The sequence below is a fragment of the Cystobacter fuscus DSM 2262 genome (assembly GCF_000335475.2).
In the GTDB taxonomy this organism is placed as follows: domain Bacteria; phylum Myxococcota; class Myxococcia; order Myxococcales; family Myxococcaceae; genus Cystobacter; species Cystobacter fuscus.
Genome location: NZ_ANAH02000071.1, coordinates 17,391 through 34,280 on the forward strand (window position 1 = coordinate 17,391; position 16,890 = coordinate 34,280).

Annotated in this window: 13 protein-coding genes and 2 tRNA genes; 8 read left to right on the forward strand and 7 right to left on the reverse strand. The window is 67.7% G+C overall.

The features are described 5' to 3' along the window. Positions 1–14: 14 nt before the first annotated feature. Both D187_RS53405 and ffh read right to left on the reverse strand, forming a co-directional pair. Positions 15–1,985 carry an Ig-like domain-containing protein gene (locus D187_RS53405; protein WP_076606354.1) on the reverse strand — a complete coding sequence of 657 codons (1,971 nt, stop codon included), beginning with the start codon at positions 1,983–1,985 and terminating at the stop codon, positions 15–17. A 258-nt stretch (positions 1,986–2,243) separates the two neighbouring features. Continuing rightward, positions 2,244–3,872 (reverse strand): signal recognition particle protein, encoded by a 1,629-nt coding sequence (gene ffh / locus D187_RS45610; protein WP_002624073.1) that lies wholly within the window; start codon positions 3,870–3,872, stop codon positions 2,244–2,246. Between the two features lie 551 nt (positions 3,873–4,423). Between ffh and D187_RS45615 the strand changes: the two genes are divergently transcribed. Further along, positions 4,424–4,509: transfer RNA gene (locus D187_RS45615), tRNA-Leu, on the forward strand. 195 nt (positions 4,510–4,704) lie between these two features. Continuing rightward, a tRNA-Arg gene (locus tag D187_RS45620) sits at positions 4,705–4,778 on the forward strand. 461 nt (positions 4,779–5,239) lie between these two features. Here the strand turns inward: D187_RS45620 and D187_RS45625 are convergent. Further along, complete coding sequence (locus tag D187_RS45625; RefSeq protein WP_245592006.1) at positions 5,240–7,969, reverse strand: vitamin B12-dependent ribonucleotide reductase; 2,730 nt, start codon at positions 7,967–7,969, stop codon at positions 5,240–5,242. Positions 7,970–8,570: 601 nt separating this feature from the next. Here D187_RS45625 and D187_RS45630 point away from each other — a divergent pair. Further along, positions 8,571–8,906, forward strand: a complete 336-nt coding sequence (locus D187_RS45630) for a (2Fe-2S) ferredoxin domain-containing protein (RefSeq protein ID WP_002624077.1) — start codon at positions 8,571–8,573, stop codon at positions 8,904–8,906. 75 nt (positions 8,907–8,981) lie between these two features. On the opposite strand, the gene D187_RS45635 is transcribed toward D187_RS45630, so the two are convergent. Beyond that, complete coding sequence (locus tag D187_RS45635) at positions 8,982–9,695, reverse strand: Bax inhibitor-1/YccA family protein (RefSeq protein WP_002624078.1); 714 nt, start codon at positions 9,693–9,695, stop codon at positions 8,982–8,984. Positions 9,696–9,779: 84 nt separating this feature from the next. Continuing rightward, the gene (locus D187_RS45640; RefSeq protein ID WP_002624079.1) at positions 9,780–11,279 is read right to left on the reverse strand and encodes a hypothetical protein; all 1,500 of its coding nucleotides are present in this window, start codon (positions 11,277–11,279) and stop codon (positions 9,780–9,782) included. Between the two features lie 231 nt (positions 11,280–11,510). Between D187_RS45640 and D187_RS45645 the strand changes: the two genes are divergently transcribed. The 5 genes from D187_RS45645 (at position 11,511) to D187_RS45665 (ending at position 15,510) form a co-directional block, all read left to right on the forward strand. Then, on the forward strand, positions 11,511–11,945 hold the full coding sequence (locus D187_RS45645) for a hypothetical protein (RefSeq protein WP_245591995.1): 435 nt from the start codon (positions 11,511–11,513) through the stop codon (positions 11,943–11,945). Between the two features lie 305 nt (positions 11,946–12,250). Further along, positions 12,251–12,736, forward strand: a complete 486-nt coding sequence (locus D187_RS45650; protein ID WP_002624082.1) for a hypothetical protein — start codon at positions 12,251–12,253, stop codon at positions 12,734–12,736. Between the two features lie 79 nt (positions 12,737–12,815). Next, positions 12,816–13,199, forward strand: coding sequence for a hypothetical protein (locus D187_RS45655; RefSeq protein ID WP_002624083.1), 384 nt, complete (start codon positions 12,816–12,818; stop codon positions 13,197–13,199). 11 nt (positions 13,200–13,210) lie between these two features. After that, a complete protein-coding gene (locus D187_RS45660) occupies positions 13,211–13,816 on the forward strand; it encodes a hypothetical protein (protein WP_002624084.1) in 606 nt (201 codons plus the stop codon). An 11-nt stretch (positions 13,817–13,827) separates the two neighbouring features. Next, on the forward strand, positions 13,828–15,510 hold the full coding sequence (locus tag D187_RS45665) for a tetratricopeptide repeat protein (RefSeq protein ID WP_002624085.1): 1,683 nt from the start codon (positions 13,828–13,830) through the stop codon (positions 15,508–15,510). A gap of 9 nt (positions 15,511–15,519) precedes the next feature. Here the strand turns inward: D187_RS45665 and D187_RS45670 are convergent, their stop codons facing one another. Further along, positions 15,520–16,368, reverse strand: a complete 849-nt coding sequence (locus tag D187_RS45670) for an alpha/beta fold hydrolase (RefSeq protein WP_002624086.1) — start codon at positions 16,366–16,368, stop codon at positions 15,520–15,522. A gap of 41 nt (positions 16,369–16,409) precedes the next feature. Next, positions 16,410–16,847 carry a CBS domain-containing protein gene (locus D187_RS45675; RefSeq protein ID WP_155894036.1) on the reverse strand — a complete coding sequence of 146 codons (438 nt, stop codon included), beginning with the start codon at positions 16,845–16,847 and terminating at the stop codon, positions 16,410–16,412. Positions 16,848–16,890: the final 43 nt, after the last annotated feature.

Below are 16,890 nucleotides of genomic sequence, written 5' to 3' on the forward strand. Positions count from 1 at the left end.
CAGTGCTTTGGTGTTTATTGGTTGTATCGGCGAATGTAAAGGTATTCCCCTGAGAGATAGTCTCCTGCGCCACGGCCCTCGAACCAAGCGATGATTGGTCTTTCGGATTGATCAATTGAGACTGTTGATCGGATACTGCTCTTCTGCCCCGCGTTGATGCCGTTTGCATTTGAGAGACTGTTCCAGGTGTTGTGCTCCCAGGCGCTAATGAAACTCTGCCTGCTTCCATCGTTGTCCCAGGAGAACTCCTGCCAGCTTGTAAATGTTTTGTCTGTAGGCGATGTTTTTATGTTGGGAAGGCTCGCCTGTGTGCGCGCGTCGTACGCGCTCAATGCAGGTCCCATGCGCTCCCAGGATTGTTCGCCGACTGAGCGAAAGACCTGTATGTCGCCAGGCCCGTCTATGTAGGACTCTTCTGCCCAAGCCAAGAATAGAGTGTTGTTCAAGCCGATAGACAACGAGCAGTCCTTTGCCCATGTTTCTCCACCAGGAGTTGCGCTAAGGCCGCCCGAAATGTACCCGGTGGTTTCATTCCCTTCGAACGGGGGAACAGCATACTCCCACTTGTCGCGGGTGTTGCTGTATCTCATGACGTAAATGTTGGTGGGAGAGTATTGTTCCAGGGTTTGTTCCTGGAATGCGACAATGGGTTGTCCGGAGTTGTTTACGACGAGAGATGGCTTTGAACTGCTGGTTTCCATGGGGACGGCATGTACCCGCCCCCTATTGGGTCCTACGCCAAGGAAACCACCTCCACTGGCCGACATCCAAACATAGATGTTTGACACGTTGGTGGTGTCTCTTTCGTCCCATGCCACGTAGATTTGGTTGCCTTTCACTGCGAGAGAGGGATTGTGCGCGGGCGTCGGAACTCGGTTGGACCTTGTATCGTTTTCAGCAGACAGGGGGCCAGTTCCTACTGTTTGCCAGGTGCTCCCAATCCATCGCTTTACGTAGATGTTCTCGTTGAACCCGTCGGACTCTTCCCATGCGATGATGGGATTTCCATCGCTGCCGAGCGCCATCGACGCCTTGAACGCAGAGCCGAGCGGCGTACCATTGAGCGGCTCACCCATGGGCACGAAGGCCCTTCCATCCCAGCGATAGACGAAGATGGAGGACCTCCCTCCTGGGGCCCGTTCTTCACTCCATGCAACGATGGGATTGCCTTCCTTGTCGAGCACCATGGTGGAGTCCTTCAATTGGGTGTCGGTGCCCGTGATGGCTTCCAGCGCGCCTCCGAAGGCGTACCAATCCGGAACCTCGAAGCTCCATGGGGAGCTGGTCGATGTGATGGGGTTAGCCAGCGCCTTGCCCGCCAAGTCGGTGATTCCCCGGCTCAATCCGAACGAGAAGGTCGCTGGCAGCGTCGGGCGTTCCTTGGGCGTGATCGTGAGCGTCTTTCCATCACTCGACAGCGAGAGCGTTTTTTCCGCCTGGACCCCCGCTACCGCGAAGCTCACCGTGGTGTCGTTGACCGTCGTCACCTTCACGGGCTTGGTGAACACCACCTGGAAGGGCGTCCGGTAATCCACGTTGGTCGAGCCGTGCGTCGGCGTCCGTGACGCAACCTGCAGGTTGGTCCGGTCGACGACCACCTTCACCGGCTTACTGTCGAAGCTCTTCCCCGCGCGAAGAGCCCGGGCCGTGATCGCGTACTCCTTCTCGGCTTCCAGCGTGGTGTCCCACGTGTACTGAAACGGTGGGGCAGTCGGTGCGGCCAGCAGCTCGCCATTCTTGAGGAGCTGGACGGTGTCCGCGACGCCTCCCCGCACCTCGACCGTGATGGTCACGGACGTGCTGCTGTAGAAGGTGTCCGCGGGACTCGTGATGGTCACCGCCAGGTCGCTCACCGGAGTCCCTGAGTCCGGAACCTCCGCGTCCGGTCGCGGGTTTCCCCCGCCGGGTTCGATCTCGGGAACGTTGATGCAGGCGGACATCCACCCGGTGAGCAATAGAGGAATGATGCGTTTCTTGATGGTCATGGCTCTTCGCAGTGCAGGCTCCATTCCAGGAGCCCGGGGCTGACTCGCGGGGCCGTGCGCTGCCGTAAGTCCCCGCAATGTCTCGCCGAGCGTGCCTCAGCCCTCTCCGAACGGAAAGCCCCATGCGCTCGGCTCGTCCCGAGTCGGAGAGAAGAGTCCGGTGAGGTGGATGAGGGCCCCAAAACGACCGCGCCGCTCCAGGATGCCCTTCGCGGGGCTCCCGAGCGGCGTGCACGTGGCGCTCCCGTACCGGAGCGTCTACTTCTTCTTCCGGTTCTTCTTCTTGTTCTCCTTCTCGCGCTTGCGGCGCTCCTTGATGGCGTCCTTGTTCTCGGGCTTGGCCGCGGAGGGTGGGGCGTAGCCCATCATCCGCGCCTTCGCCATCGCCGCCTGCCCCATGGGCGCCGTGTAGCCCGGCGCGATCTGCGGCAGTTGCATGCCCCCCATCCCCGCCATGGCCTTCTCCATCATCTTCGGGTCCTTCCCGAACATGCTCGACAGGTCCATGTTCTTCATCTGCGCCAGCTGCCCCATCTGCTTGAAGCCCGGAATCCTCCCCAGCAGGCCCGGATTCTGGCCAATCGTCCCCATCACCTGCTGCATCATCCCGAACTTCTGCAGCAGCTCGCGCACTTCCTCCGTCTTGCGCCCGCTTCCCTTCGCGATGCGCTTCACCCGGCTGTCGTTGATGATCTGCGGACGCAGCCGCTCCTGCTCCGTCATCGAGTCGTACATCGACTCGATCTTCGTCAGCTCCGTCTCGTCCGGATTGAGCTGCTCGGTCATCTCGCCGAAGAGCGGGAACTTCTCCAGCAGATCCTTCAGCGGGCCCATCTTCCGCACCATGCGGATCTGCCCCACGAAGTCCTTCATCGTGAAGTTGCCCGACAGGAGCTTCTGCGCGTCCTCCGCCGCCTTCTTCTCGTCGACGACCTGCTCGAAGTCCTTCATCAGCCCGACGATGTCGCCAAAGCCGAGAATCCGGCTCGCGAGTCCGTCCGGACGGAACTCCTCCAGCTTGTCCATCGACTCGCCCATGCCGAGGAACTTGATGGGCTTGCCCGTTACCTCCTTGATGGACAACGCCGCGCCTCCGCGCGCGTCACCGTCCAGCTTCGTGAGGATGAAGCCATCCAGGCTCAGGCGCCGGTCGAACTCCGCCGCCGTGCGCACCGCGTCCTGTCCAATCATCGCGTCGCACACGAGCAGGATGTTGTCAGGCCGCACCTGGCCCTTGATGGCCTCCAACTCGGTCATCAACGCCTCGTCGATGGCCAGGCGGCCCGCCGTGTCGATGAGCACCACGTCGCACTTCTGCTCGCGCGCCGCGGCGTACCCTCGCCGGGCGAGCTCCGGTGGCGCCACGTTGGGCTCGAAGTACACCGGGACCTTCAGCCGCTCGCCGAGGACCTTCAACTGATCCACCGCCGCCGGCCGGTAGATGTCTGCGGCCACCAGCAGCGGCTTGCGTCCCTCCTTGAGCAGCTTGCTGGCGAGCTTGCCCGTGGTCGTCGTCTTTCCCGAACCCTGCAAGCCCACCATCATGATGCCGCTGAGCTGGTCGCGCGGCTTGAGCTGCAGGCTCGTGTCCACCGGGCCCATCAACGCCTCGAGCTCGTCGTGGCAGATCTTCACGAAGTGGTCGCCCGCCGAGACGCGGCGCTTGTTGCCCGCCTTGTCCGTGATGGTCGTCTGCACCACCTCGCCCACCGCCTTCTCTCGCACCCGGGCGACGAACTTCTTCACCACGTCGAAGGCGACGTCCGCCTCCAGGAGGGAGACGCGGATGTCGCGGAGCGACTCGTCCACCATCTCGGGGGTGATTTCACTCTTGCCCGCGAGGCGGTTCTTCGCGGCACGGAAGCCCTTGGTGACGGTTTCAAGCATGGCGGTCGCTATATAACAGCGGCGCTCGGGACGGGATGCCCATGTGCGGCGCCGTCGTCCGGTGGATGCCACCCCTCGTGTCCGGTGCGCGGCGCTCTCCCTCCCTCCGGACTCCAGCCCAGGAGCGTCCGTTGGCTCCGCCTGTCGAGTCGCTGCTCGCCCCCGCGTCGGGCGCCTTGGACGTTCGCTCCCCGATGCACTTGCCACCACCGGCGTCGCGCTCCGCGCCGGGCGCTTCGCGGCCCCTCGATGCCCAACCCCACGTCCTGTCTTGCCTCGCGCGGCGTCGGGCCGCGCGGAACGCTCCCTCCCACACGCTCACTGGGTGTGAGCCTCCCACCCGTACTCAGAGTCGAGGACTCGCTGGCAGTGCTCCCTCGGGTCTGGTAAGTTCGGCCACCCTGGTCCAACTACCTGTCCGGTTGGGCTCTTTTCATGACCCTCCAGGTAAGAATGTGCTGCCGCCCATGGAGGGTCGAGATGAGGACGGGGCGGAAGGACGCGGAGGAGAAGACTGCCTCCTGGGTTCATCCGTTGTTGGGTCGACGCGCGCACGAGTGGCGAAACTGGCAGACGCAGCGGACTTAAAATCCGCTGGCCCGAAGGGGCCGTCCGGGTTCGATCCCCGGCTCGTGCATTCGCAGCTCCATGCTCGGGGCAGTGTGCTCGAGGCATGGCGTGGAAGAGTGGCTCCGCCTGGTGAACTGGCGGACAAACTCCCGGCTTCCACACGCTTCTTCCGGGGAGTGTTCGCTCCTGGTGGGCTGTTGCCAGAAAGCGTGCTTGCGTCGGCGGAAGAAGTCGGCTACTTACCCGCTCGCCGGTGGCGTTTGCGCGATTAGCTCAGCTGGATAGAGCGTTGGCCTCCGGAGCCAAAGGCCGCAGGTTCGACTCCTGCATCGCGCGCTGATGGAACCCGGTGGAGCTCCTCGGAGAAATCCCGAGGAGCCCGCCGGGCGACTCGGCCCCCAGCCTCTCCCCTCAGTCAGTTGCAAGTCCGCCGCACGGGGCCTTCCTCGTTCGCTGGCGACTCGCTCACGCAGGTCCCCCTGCTGGGTGGGCTGGCGTGCTCGATCGCTCCGCTGAAGCCCGTCCGTGCCTGCTCGTCGGAGCGGCACGACCGCCGCGCAGGACCGCACCAACACCCCATCCACAGCGCGTACCGTCGGCTCCAGGGACCCCGGCCGATCTGGGCGCCTTCGTCAGCGCGTGAAGGCAGCGAGCCACAGCTCTTCCGTCACGGACACGCTCCCCGAGGGACTGACACATGCCCGGGAGCAGGGGAGGGGAGGAGGAACGCTTGAATAGAAAAACCCCGATGGGATGACTCCCACCGGGGCTCAAGGCTTCAATGCCTTACATCCGTCTCAGCTGCAGCCGCTCGTGGTGCCGCAATTGCTGCACTTATAGCAGGCGCCATTGCGCACCATGATCTCCCCGCAGGTGTGGCAGGGCGGGGCGTCGGCCTGGTTGAGGTACGTCCGCCGCGGCGTGGCCATGGGCAGCGCCACCACCGGAGCCGCCTGCACCTCGGGCTTCACCTCGGCCACCACCGCCTTGGGCTCCACCGTCTCCTCCACGCCCTCGGCCTGCTCGGCCGGCAGGAACTTCAGCGCCAGCCACCGGAAGATGTAGTCGACGATGGACTTGGCGATCGGCACCGCCGGGTTGCCCGTGAAGCCGCTCGGCTCGAAGCGCACGTGGCTGAACTTGTCCACCAGCACCTGCAGGGGTACCCCGTACTGCAACGCCAGCGACACCGCCGTGGCGAAGCTGTCCATCAGGCCGCTCACCACCGAGCCTTCCTTCGCCATGACGCAGAACAGCTCGCCCGGCGTGCCGTCCTCGTACATGCCCACCGTCAGGTAGCCCTCGTGGCCCCCGATGGAGAACTTGTGAGTAATCGCCTGGCGCTCGTCCGGCAGCCGCCGGCGCATGGCGTTGGCGTCGCGCACCGCGGCGAGCGCGGGCTCGGCCACCACGGCCTTGGTGTCCTTCACCTTGTCCTTGGAGGTGTTGAGCGGCTGGGTCCGCTTGCAGCCGTCGCGGTACACCGCCACCGCCTTGAGCCCCATCCGCCAGGCCTCGATGTAGGCCTTCTCGATGTCCTCCACCGTGGCGTCCGACGGCATGTTCACCGTCTTGGAGATGGCGCCCGAGAGGAAGGGCTGCGTCGCGCCCATCATCTGCAGGTGGCCCATCCAGTGGATGCTGCGCTGGCCCTTGGTCGGCTTGAACGCGCAGTCGAACACCGCCAGGTGCTCGGGCTTGAGGTGCGGCGCGCCCTCGATCGTCTCGTGCTTGTCCAGGTACGTGATGATGTCCTGGGCCTGCGTCTGCCGGTAGCCGAGCTTCTCGAGCGCCAGCGGCACCGTCTGGTTGACGATCTTCAGCATGCCGCCGCCCACCAGCTTCTTGTACTTGATGAGCGCGATGTCGGGCTCGATCCCCGTCGTGTCGCAGTCCATCATGAAGCCGATGGTGCCCGTGGGCGCCAGCACCGTCACCTGGCTGTTGCGGAAGCCGAACTCGCCGCCCAGCGCGAGCGCCTCGTCCCACGCCTGCTTCTGCGCCTCGAACAGCTCCGTCGTCACGCCCTCGGGGGGGATGTTGTAGGCGGCCTTGCGGTGCTTGCGGATGACTCCGAGGAAGGGCTCGGCGTTCTTCGCGTAGCCCTCGAACGGGCCCTGCTTGCCCGCCATGCGCGCGCTCATTGCGTACGCCTCGCCGCACATGAGCGAGGTGATGGCGCCCGCGTAGTTGCGGCCCACGTCCGAGTCGTACGGCAGGCCCGCGGCCATGAGCAGCGCGCCCAGGTTCGCGTAGCCCAGGCCCAGCGGCCGGTAGGCGTGGCTGTTCTTGGCGATCTTCTCCGAGGGGTACTTGGAGTTGCCGACGATGATCTCCATCGCGAGCAGCACCACGTCCACCGCGTGCCTGAAGGCGGTGACGTCGAAGTCGCCGTCGATGGTGCGGAAGTGCATCAGGTTCAGCGACGCCAGGTTGCAGGCCGAGTCGTCGAGGAACATGTACTCCGAGCACGGGTTGGACGCGTTGATGCGATCCGTGTTCGAGCAGGTGTGCCAGGCGTTGATGGTGGTGTCGAACTGCATGCCCGGGTCACCGCACAGGTGCGCCGCCGAGGAGATCTCCCGGAAGATCTCGCGTGCCTTGAGCGTGTCCATGGGCCGGCCGTCGCGCACCGCGTGCGTCGTCCAGGCGCCGTCGTTGATGACCGCGCGCATGAACTCGTCCGTCACGCGCACCGAGTTGTTCGAGTTCTGGAAGAAGACGGACGAGTAGGCCTCACCGTTGAAGCTCGGGTCATACCCGGCCTCGATGAGCGCCCAGGCCTTCTTCTCCTCGTTGGACTTGCAGCGGATGAACTCCAGCACGTCCGGGTGGTCCGCATTGAGGATGACCATCTTCGCGGCGCGGCGCGTCTTGCCGCCGCTCTTGATGACGCCGGCGAACGCGTCGAAGCCCTTCATGAAGGACACGGGGCCAGACGCGGTGCCGCCCCCGGCGAGCAGCTCGCGGCTGGAGCGGATGGTGGACAGGTTGCTGCCCGTGCCCGAGCCGTACTTGAAGAGCATTCCCTCGGTCTTGGCCAGGCCGAGGATGGACTCCATGGAGTCATCCACCGAGTTGATGAAGCACGCCGAGCACTGCGGGTGCTCCTCCACGCCCACGTTGAACCAGACGGGCGAGTTGAAGGCCGCCTTCTGGCGCAAGAGCAGGTGGGTGAGCTCGGCGTGGAAGGTGTCCCGGTCCGTGGCGGTGGCGAAGTAGCCGCCCTGCGCGCCCCAGCGGGTGAGGGTGTCCACCACACGCGCCACCAGGTGGCGCACGCTCGTCTCGCGCTCCGACGTGCCCGGCGTGCCCCGGAAGTACTTGGACGCGACCACGTTGGTGGCCAGCATCGACCAGGACTTGGGCACCTCCACTTCCTTCTGCTGGAAGACGGACTTGCCGTCCTCGCCCGAGATGCCTGCGGTGCGCAGTTCCCACGCCAGCTCGTCCGCCGGATCCACCCCCGGCGTCGTGAAGAAGCGCTCCACCGTGAGACCCGGGGCCTTCGTCCTCGGCCCCGCCATCTCCTTGCCGTCCAGCACCGCCGCCGTGGCGTTCAGCTCGTGGTGTTCCATGGTCCCTCGCCGTATTTCACTCTGGGTGTGACTGCGAATTTTGCAAAAGGCCAAGTCCGCGAGATCGCTCGGGATCGAGCCAACTCGATGGAAACCCTCGCCGCTCCCTCAAGAGACGGTGGGGGGACCTTGGATCAGGGCCGGAATCGTCGACGTCGTGTCTGCCTGCTCAGGGGGCGGACAGGTAAGCAAAGGTACGATCCCCGATCCGGATTCGTCAAGGCTTCACCACCAGATCTAGTGCACGTCACGCTCGTACCACCTATTCCTGGGGGAGTCCGGCCGAACGAGCGCTTCCTGGGTGAGTCGCTCCGGGGCCGGGCGGGGCTCCAGCAGGACGGCGATCTAAAGCCCTCCGGCTCGTTGATCAACTCCCTATTCAAGGGGCACGTCGTTGGGTGACGAGTCATGTATGGTCACTCCGGAAATCTGGGGGCGTTGATCAAAAGCGGATGTTTGCTGGGAGTCTGTGCATGGATGCTCCGCCCGGCCAGGGGTGGGAGCAAGAAACGGGAGGACGGAGTGGGGGAGGCTGCGTTAGGAGGAGGACATGCCTCCGTTCCAACGTCATGTGTTCGTCTGTACCAACCGGCGTCCCGACGGCCACCCCAAGGGGTGCTGTGCCACCAAGGGGGGCGAGGAAGTGCGCGCCCGCTTCAAGGAGGAGCTGGAGAAGCGCGGTCTCAAGGGGCAGATGCGCGCCAACGCCGCCGGGTGCGTGGACACCTGCTCCTTCGGCGTGTCGGTCGTCGTCTACCCCGAGGGCACCTGGTACGGCGGGGTGAAGCCCGAGGACGTGCCCGCCATCGTCGACGAGCACCTGGTGGGAGGCCGCCCCGTGGAGCGGCTGCTCATGCCGTTCTCCCGGGGCAAGACCCAGGAGTAGGGCTCGCGGGCATGAAAAAGGCGGTGGGCCCAGCAGAGAGCCCACCGCCTGGTCGTCGTCATGCGCCAGGGACTATCAGTCGTCGCGGCGGTCGCCGAAGAGGCGCAGCAGGGAGATGAAGAGGTTGATGAAGTCCAGGTAGAGCACCAGGGCGCCATTGATGCTCGCCGAGGTGGCCGACTTGTAACCCACGGCGGCGTGCATCTCGCGCAGCTTCTGCGTGTCGTACGCGGCGAGCCCCGCGAAGAGCACCACGCCCGCGCAGCCCAGCACGAAGTTGAGCATGGAGTTCTGCACGAAGATCTGCACCACGCTGGCGATGACCACGCCGATGAGGCCCATGAAGAGGAAGGTGCCCCAGCCGCTCAGGTCCTTCTTGGTGACCGCGCCGTAGACGCTCATCGCGCCGAAGGTGCCCGCGGACATGAGGAAGGCGTTGGCGATGGAGCCGCCCGTGTAGACGTAGAAGAGCACCGAGAAGGTGAGCCCGGTGAGGACCGAGTACACCAGGAAGAGGGCGCCGGCCACCGGAGCCGACATCCGGGGCGCCAGACCCGAGAGGGCGAACACCAGGCCGAGCTGCGCGATGAGGAACACCCACCGGAACTGGGCGACCATCATCACCGCCTGCTGGCTCGACGCGGCCAACAGCGCCACGACGCCCGTCGTCAGCAGTCCCGCGAACATCCACCCGTACACGCGCGACATGAAGGTGCGCTGGGACTCCTGCATCAGGACGTCCGTGACGTCAGCGCGCGCTGGCTGCCACCCCTGTGTTTCCCAAGCCATGAATTCCGTGTCCTTTCGCTCCGAACGGGCGGGAGGTCCCACCCGACGGCGCCTTATATAGCGCTCCAACAACCCGCGTGCCGCTCATCCCTTCCCGGAGCTGTCCGTTCCCGGGAATTCACGCGCCTTCCAGGCGTCCAGCAGTGCCTGGGCAACCTCGGTGGTGATGAGGGGCAGCACGCCCCCTCCCCCCACGATGTTGACGATCTCCGAGGTGGAACCCCGGCAGACCCCGCCCCAGGCGGGCTGCCGCTCGAGCCCCACCGAGGCATACGCCGAGTAGTCCACATGGAGCCGCAGGGTGGTGAGGCCGCGCTCCTCGCACAGAAGGTGCTCCTCGGGCGGACTCTCCACCACCTCCTGCACCACGAAGCCTCCTCCCCGGGCATCGCCGGCGGCCCGCTCGCACAGCTCGGCCCAGGAAAGCACGTCGCCATAGGCGGCGCGGGAGCGTTCCTCGAACGCCGGTGTGCCCACCGAGCGGCCGAGATAGACGGCCCGGCCGCCATAGTCCCACGCCCGCTTGAGGACGAAGCGGGCGGGCTCGGCGATCACACGCGCCACGAGGTCCGCCACCGGCTCTCCCGCGGGGCCCTGCTCGGGTCCGTGGCGGAAGGGCCTCGTCCAGGGCACCGAGGCGCGGATGGCCTCCAGCTCCTCGGGGGTGAGGCCGGCGGTGGCGGCGAACGCGGCATCCGTGAGCGCGCGCGAGACGAGGGCGAAGGTCGTCTTCACCTCCACGGGCGACACGGGCGGGTTGAGCAGCACCGCCTTGCGGCCCGGCACCGTGGAGAAGAAGTCCTCCACCCAGGGCGCGGGCGTCTCCTCCAACCGGCGCGTGAAGAGGTGCCGGTACACCAGCTCGTAGCGCTTGCCGCGCACCTCGAAGTGCTCCTCGCCGGAGACCTCGTCCGGGTGGACGACGTCCGCGTCCACGCCGAACTCGCGGAAGCGCTCGCACAGGTAGCGTTGCTCGGAAATCTGGGCGTCGTGGCGGCGGCAGAGCAGGGCGAGGGTGCGGGGCTCGCGGCCATCGCGCTCGGCGGCGAAGCCGTCCCGCAGGGCGTCATAGAGGGCGCGCGCGTTGCTGCCATTGGCGGAGAGGAGCGCGGGCAGCTTTTCCTCGGGGTAGCGCACGTGCCGGGCCACGCCCTCGATGAAGGTGCGGGCGGCGATGTCCGAATAGCCCTGCATGGCCGGAATGGTGGCGTTGACCTCCAGGGCGCGCGGCCGCGTGTCCACGAAGTAGTCCACCCGCGTGGTGGCCAGCCGCTTCACGTTCGCGAAGGTGCGCTCGGTGAGCGCGCGCTCGAGGGGCGAGAGGCCTCCGAGCAACAGCTCGCGCTGTTCACTGGCGAGCACCGTGCGCGTCACCTTCAGGGTGGCGGAGGCCAGGTGGGCGGAGAGGGTGGCGCGGCGGCGGATCTCCGCGGCGTCGAGGATGACGGGGGTGGCGGTGACGGGGATGGGCCGGGTGGCTCCGTCCTTGAGGGTCACGGCCAGGCCTCGCGCGTACGCGGTGCGCGCCAACTCCGGCCCGAAGTGGGCCGCCTCTCGCCGCAGGACTTCCAGGAACTCTTGCACGGGATTCATTCCTTCTGCTCTGTCGCCGCCCTTCCTATCCCGGCCCTGCTCGCGCCGGGAGGGACTTCGACACACCGGGCCACACCACGGCCCACGTGGAGGACAGATCGTCCTCCGGGGTTTCGGGAAATCAGGGGGAGTCGAGAAAGAAGTCCTGCAATGACTTGCACCCGCGAGGAGGCTGGCGTAAAGATGTAGACGCAACTGAGTTGCGCTTGGAGCCGTGTCTTCGTGAATTCCCGCCACCCGCCAGCGATGTCCCGACGGCCGCGCCCCCTGGCGCTGCCCTGGGTCGTGCTGTGCCTGCTGGCGTATCTGGGAAGCGCGGCGCACTTCGTCCTGGTGCAGCACAGCACGTGCCTGGAGCACGGCGAGCTGGTGCACGAGGATGGTGTCGGCCGGGCGGAGACCCCCGCGAAGGCGCGGGTGTCCTTCGAGGACGAGCGGTTCACCGCCTCGGATGAGTCCCCGGTCTCCGCGCATGGTGTGGACGCGCACTGCGCCCATTCCTTCCTCCGCCGGGAGATGCCTCCTCCGTCGGAGGTCATGCCCACGCTCCATGCGCCCGCTCCCGAAGCTCCAGAAGTCGTGGTGGAGCGCGAGAGCGTGGAGCCGCCCGTGGCCTGGCTGCGTCTGGCGCCCAAGGCCTCTCCTCCTCGGGTCTGAGCGCGTCCGCGCGTTCCCCGTCGTTCGTGCATCCCTGACCTCGCCCGTCGCGCGATGACTCCTTCGCGGAGCTGGACGTGTGTCCCCGTGCCTCTCCCGAGGCGCTCGCGGGGACGTGTGTCCCGAGCCTCCTCCGCGCCGGAGCCCGGTCTCGCGGGTCCTCCCGCGTCCAGGTGATGCCCTCCTGTCGCCGTGCGTCCGCGCACGCGTGACGTTCCCCGTCTCCCGTGTCCCGGTTCTTCCCGGGGCCCGGGCGCGGGGGGCTTCGTCGTTCCCCGATGTCCCATCACCCGGAGTGTCACACCATGATGAAGAAGCTGTTGTCCGCCTGCCTGTTGTCGAGCGCCCTGCTCGTGGGATGCGGCGGTGAGCCCGCCGAAGACGCCGACGCCGAGGGCTGCGAGCACCTGCAGGAAGGACCCGCGGTCCCCGTCACCGCGAGTGCCTCGTCGACGAGCGCGCCCGAGGTGGGCGCCGATCACAAGCGCTATGACATCTCGCTGCCCGCGGGCACGGCCGGCAATACCGGCTCGGTGTCGTTCGCCGCGGACGCGGCCACGGACTACACCTTCTTCCTGAGCGCGGATGTGTCCCTGACGCTCACCAGCTCCAGCGGGCAGACGGTGTCGTTCGAGTCGTCCGCGAAGAACTCGGCGTCCTGCGGCACCATCAAGGGCCGCTACGTGGCGCCGCTGGAGGTGGGCACCTACACCCTTACCTTCGGTCCCTCCTCCAGCGTGAGTTCGGTCTCCCTCGTCATCGAGGAGTCCGGCCACGAGCACGAGCACTGAGCGTTCGTGACTCCCCCGGAGCGGGGGCGAGCCTCCCGCTCCTTTCTTCTTCCAACCGATTCAACCGCAGGAGACGACAATGGGTACCTTCAAGCAATTCCTGGATGCGCAGCAGCTCGAGCCCCGGACGTTGGTGCGGCTGTCCTCGCAGCTCGAGGCGCGCTCGGACGCGGACCGCAAGCTGGTCAAGCAGCGCTCCGACAAGCGGCGCGACAAGGAGAAGCAGGCCAGGCCGTACGCGGAGCTGGGCATCGGCAAGCCGAAGAGCGGCCGCGGCGTGAGCGAGCAGCAGGTGACGGCCGCCCTCGAGGACAAGCCCCTGCCGCCCAAGGTGCGCGGCAAGCTGGTGCGCGCCGTGAACGCCGTGCTGAGCAAGAAGGGCGGCGCGGCGGTGACGTTCCAGGCGCTGTTCGGTGAGGTCTCCGCCCAGAAGGGCGCGGCGGCCAAGGCCAAGGCGAGCTGAGGACACGCACCATGGGCTCCTCTTCTCTCTGCGCACTGCCGCACGACGTGCGGCGCGAGGGCGAGCGGTTGTTCGACCTCTCCATGTGGTGCCTCGGGCGGGACGTGCTCCACCCGGACAACCTGCTGCTGCGCCGGGGCCTCTCCCGCGAGCGCCTCCCGGCGGGTCAGCAGGGCACCAGCGCCTACGCCACCGCGCTGGAAGGGGGAGGGGCCCTCACGTTGTGGGGCTTTGGCGTGCTGTGCCGGAGCGCGGGGGGCTGCGTCTATGTCCCGCGCTCCGGTTTCACCCCCCTGCTGGTGGACGAGCGGCGCCTGGAACGCCCGCTCTTCAACTCGATGGACCTCGGCGTCCCCCGTGTGCCGGACACCGCGGACGAGTGCTCCCTCGCGCGCGCCGCGGTGGTGGCGCTCGCGCGGTGGCTGGCCGGACACGAGGAGTGGGTGGGGGCGCTGCTGGGCTCCGAGTGGCGGCGGGAGTGCATCGCGGCGCTGCGCAAGGCGCCGTCGGTACCCGGGGAGGGGTTGGCGGCGGCGTGGCGGCGGTTCGCCGCGAAGGTGGACGGGCTGGATCGCCCGGTCGTGAACGCATCGTTGACCCCGCTCGTCGGGGTTTGAGGAGGAACACCATGTTGGCGCGATACCTTCGAGCCGAGGAACCCGCTCTCTTCCCCAACTCGCCCTGGGACGAGCTTCCGGATCTGGAACTGCCCGCTCCCCGCCGTCGCGAGGGCCTGGGGCGCGCGCACATCCCGGTGAGCACCCGCGAGCCCCTGGCCCAGGCCTGGTTCGATCAAGGGCTGCGCCTGTTGCACCTGGGCTGGCGGAGCGAGTCACGGCGGGCCTTCGCGGAGGCCGCGCGGAGGGATCCGGAGTTGGCCATGGCCTGGTGGGGTCTGGCCCTGACGCGAGGGGCCGGCGCCCGGTGCGCCACGGCGCGCGCGGAGGCCATCCACCGGGCGCTCGCGCTCAGCGAGGGCGTGACGGACGCGGAGCAGCGCTACATCGTCGCGGCCACCTTCCTGGCCGACAAGGGCCCCGCCAACGGCCGCCATGGTTTCGTGCGCGAGATGGAGGGTCTCATCGACCGCTTCCCCGAGGACGCCGAGGCCCGGCTGCTGCTCGCGGGCTTCCTCGCGGACGGGTACGAGTCGGATGGGCGTCCCGGACCGGGCCAGCCCTATGCGCAGGCGCTCGTGCGCGAGCTGCTGCGCACGCACCCGCACCACGAAGGGGTGCACCATGCCTGGGTGCAGTTGATGGAGGAGAGCGCGCGCCCCGGTGAGGCGGTGGAGAGCGCGCGCCGCCTGCGCCTGCTCGTTCCCCAGGTGGGCACGGCCTTGTTGAGCGCCGGCCGGCTCCTGCTGCGCACCGGCCACACCCACGACGCCCGCGAGACGCTGGAGGCGGCGGTGGCGGTGGAGGACGCCTGGCTCCAGCAGGAGGGCATCCCCGGCGCCGCCGCGTCCGTGGCGGGTCAGGCGCTGCGCCTGCTCGTCCAGGCGTGCGCCGACGCGGGGCGCTACGGCGAGGCCCAGGGGTGGGCACGCCGCCTGCGGACCCGGGTGGAAGACGTGACGCCGCGGCTCGGCCAGTCGCTCGTGTTCGCCGCGGGCGCGCTCTCCGGCCTGCACCTGCGCTTTGGTTTCTGGCGCGCGGCGGCGGAGCTGCGCGTGGAGCTGCCCGAGGGCTCGCGCCCGGCCGAGCAGGTGCTGCTGCGCGGCATGGAGACGTATGCCCGCGGCCTGCGCGCCCTGGAGCTGGGCAAGCTCACCGAGGCGGAGCGCTCGTGCGAGGCGCTCGATGCGCTGAGCCTGTCGCTCGCGGAGGAGCGCAAGGGAGATGGCCGACTGCTGTGCCCGCGCGATGTCGCCCGGGTGGTGGAGCTGGCCGGGTGCGAGTTGCGCGGCGCGCTGGAGTCCCGGCAGGGAGATCCCGCTCGCGCCGAGGCCACGCTCATCCGCGCCATGCGCCTGGAGCGTCGGTTGCGCGGGGCGGGTCCCGCTCCCTTCTCCCGTCAGGCCCGCGAGACGCTCGCCCGCGCCCGGCTCCGCGCCGGCCGCGCGGACAAGGCGGTCGATCTGGCCGAGTCGCTCGTGAAGGATCGGCCCGGCAGCGGGCATGCCTGGCTCCTGCTGGCCGAGGTGCACGTCGCTCGGGGAGATCGGGACGCGGCGACCCGGGCCCTCGCCTCGTGTCTGGAGTGCTGGCGAGGGGCGGATGCCCACCTGTCGGAGATCCAACGCGCCCGGATCTTCCGCTCGGAGCGGGTGGAGCTCGGTGGGGGAGAAGCCGCCAACGCCTCCTACTGAGCCGCGTGCTCAGGCCGGGGCGGGCACGCCCACCCTGTCGAGGAAGGCCTGGAGGCGTTGGCCACACGCCTCGGGTCGTTCCAGCGGGAAGAGATGGGTGCCGGGCAACTCCCCGGTCTCGACGTCGGGGCTCGTGCGGCGCACCCGGGCCAGCGCCGCGCGGGTGAGTGTGTCCGAGTCCTGGGCGCGCAGCACGAGCATCGGCACCTTCACCTCGCGCAGCCAGCGCCACGGGGAGTGGGGAGCGGTCTCGAAGACGCGCGCCTCCCAGGCCGTGGGGATGGTGAGCCGCACCCCGCCTCCGGGGACGTCCGTGAAGCCGTGGGTGAGGTAGTCCTGGAAGCAGTCGGGATCGAAGTGCCGGAAGAGGGCCTTCTTGCGGTAGCTCGTGGCGGCTTCCTCGCGCGAGTTCCACCGCTCGCGGCGCCGGTGGGCGAGGCTGGCCGGAGGCACGCGGCCGGCCAGTCCGAGCAGGCCGATCACCTGGAAGAACAGGGCGGGTCCGCCCGTGAACAGCACCGGGTCCAGCATCACCACGCCCCGGAAGAGCCCCGGGTGCTTCGCCGCGGCGATCATCGTGGCCACGCCGCCCATGCTGTGCCCCACGCCAACCACGCCCGACAGCCCCCGGGCGAGCAGGGCCCCGGCGAGATCGTCGGCCAGGTCTTCCCAGTTGCGCAGGGACCGGGGATGCATTCCCGGCACGAGCCAGCGGCTTTGCTGGGTGAGCACGTGCGCGCGGGGCGTGAGCGTCTGGAGCAACTTGCGGTAGCTGCCCGGCGGGAAGCCATTGGCATGCGCGAAGTGCAGCACGGGGCCAGCGCCGCCCCAGTCATCCAGTCGCAGAGGTTCGCTCATCGCGCCCTCCCATACCGCGAGGGCGGCCACCTGTCTCGCCCTCAACCCACCCGGGGCGGCTCGTCGAGATCCCTCGCGAGGTAGCGGATGACATCCGCGGGCGTGATGATGCCCAGCAGCTGCTCCTCACGCACCACGGGCAGGTGGTGGACGCCGTGCTTGCGAAAGAGCGCCATCACCTCGTCGGTGGTCTCGAATTCATTCACCGTGTGTACGGGCGAACTCATCAGCTCGCGCGCGGTGGTGTCCAGCGGCTGGTCCGCCAGGAGGGCATTGAGGATGTCGGGCTCGCTGATGATGCCCAGCACGCGTCCCTCGTCGTCCGTCACCGGTGTGCCGGCGATGTGTGCATCGGCCAGCAGCAGGGCAATCTCCGAGAGCGGAGTGTCCAGTGCGACGGACTTCACGGGCGCGGTCATCAGTTGGCGGGCATGTCCCTTCATCTCCGCGACATTGGTCACGCGTCCAAGGGTCGTCAATCACCCGGCCCTCGAATCTCGGGGTGCTTGACGATTGGGAGGG

Excerpts from the sequence above, each read along its gene's own strand:
- D187_RS53405 (WP_076606354.1), bottom strand. The coding sequence starts at position 1,985 with ATGACCATCAAGAAACGCATCATTCCTCTATTGCTCACCGGGTGGATG.
- ffh (WP_002624073.1), bottom strand. The coding sequence starts at position 3,872 with ATGCTTGAAACCGTCACCAAGGGCTTCCGTGCCGCGAAGAACCGCCTC.
- D187_RS45625 (WP_245592006.1), bottom strand. The coding sequence starts at position 7,969 with ATGGCGGGGCCGAGGACGAAGGCCCCGGGTCTCACGGTGGAGCGCTTC.
- D187_RS45630 (WP_002624077.1), top strand. The coding sequence starts at position 8,571 with ATGCCTCCGTTCCAACGTCATGTGTTCGTCTGTACCAACCGGCGTCCC.
- D187_RS45635 (WP_002624078.1), bottom strand. The coding sequence starts at position 9,695 with ATGGCTTGGGAAACACAGGGGTGGCAGCCAGCGCGCGCTGACGTCACG.
- D187_RS45650 (WP_002624082.1), top strand. The coding sequence starts at position 12,251 with ATGATGAAGAAGCTGTTGTCCGCCTGCCTGTTGTCGAGCGCCCTGCTC.
- D187_RS45655 (WP_002624083.1), top strand. The coding sequence starts at position 12,816 with ATGGGTACCTTCAAGCAATTCCTGGATGCGCAGCAGCTCGAGCCCCGG.
- D187_RS45660 (WP_002624084.1), top strand. The coding sequence starts at position 13,211 with ATGGGCTCCTCTTCTCTCTGCGCACTGCCGCACGACGTGCGGCGCGAG.
- D187_RS45665 (WP_002624085.1), top strand. The coding sequence starts at position 13,828 with ATGTTGGCGCGATACCTTCGAGCCGAGGAACCCGCTCTCTTCCCCAAC.
- D187_RS45670 (WP_002624086.1), bottom strand. The coding sequence starts at position 16,368 with ATGAGCGAACCTCTGCGACTGGATGACTGGGGCGGCGCTGGCCCCGTG.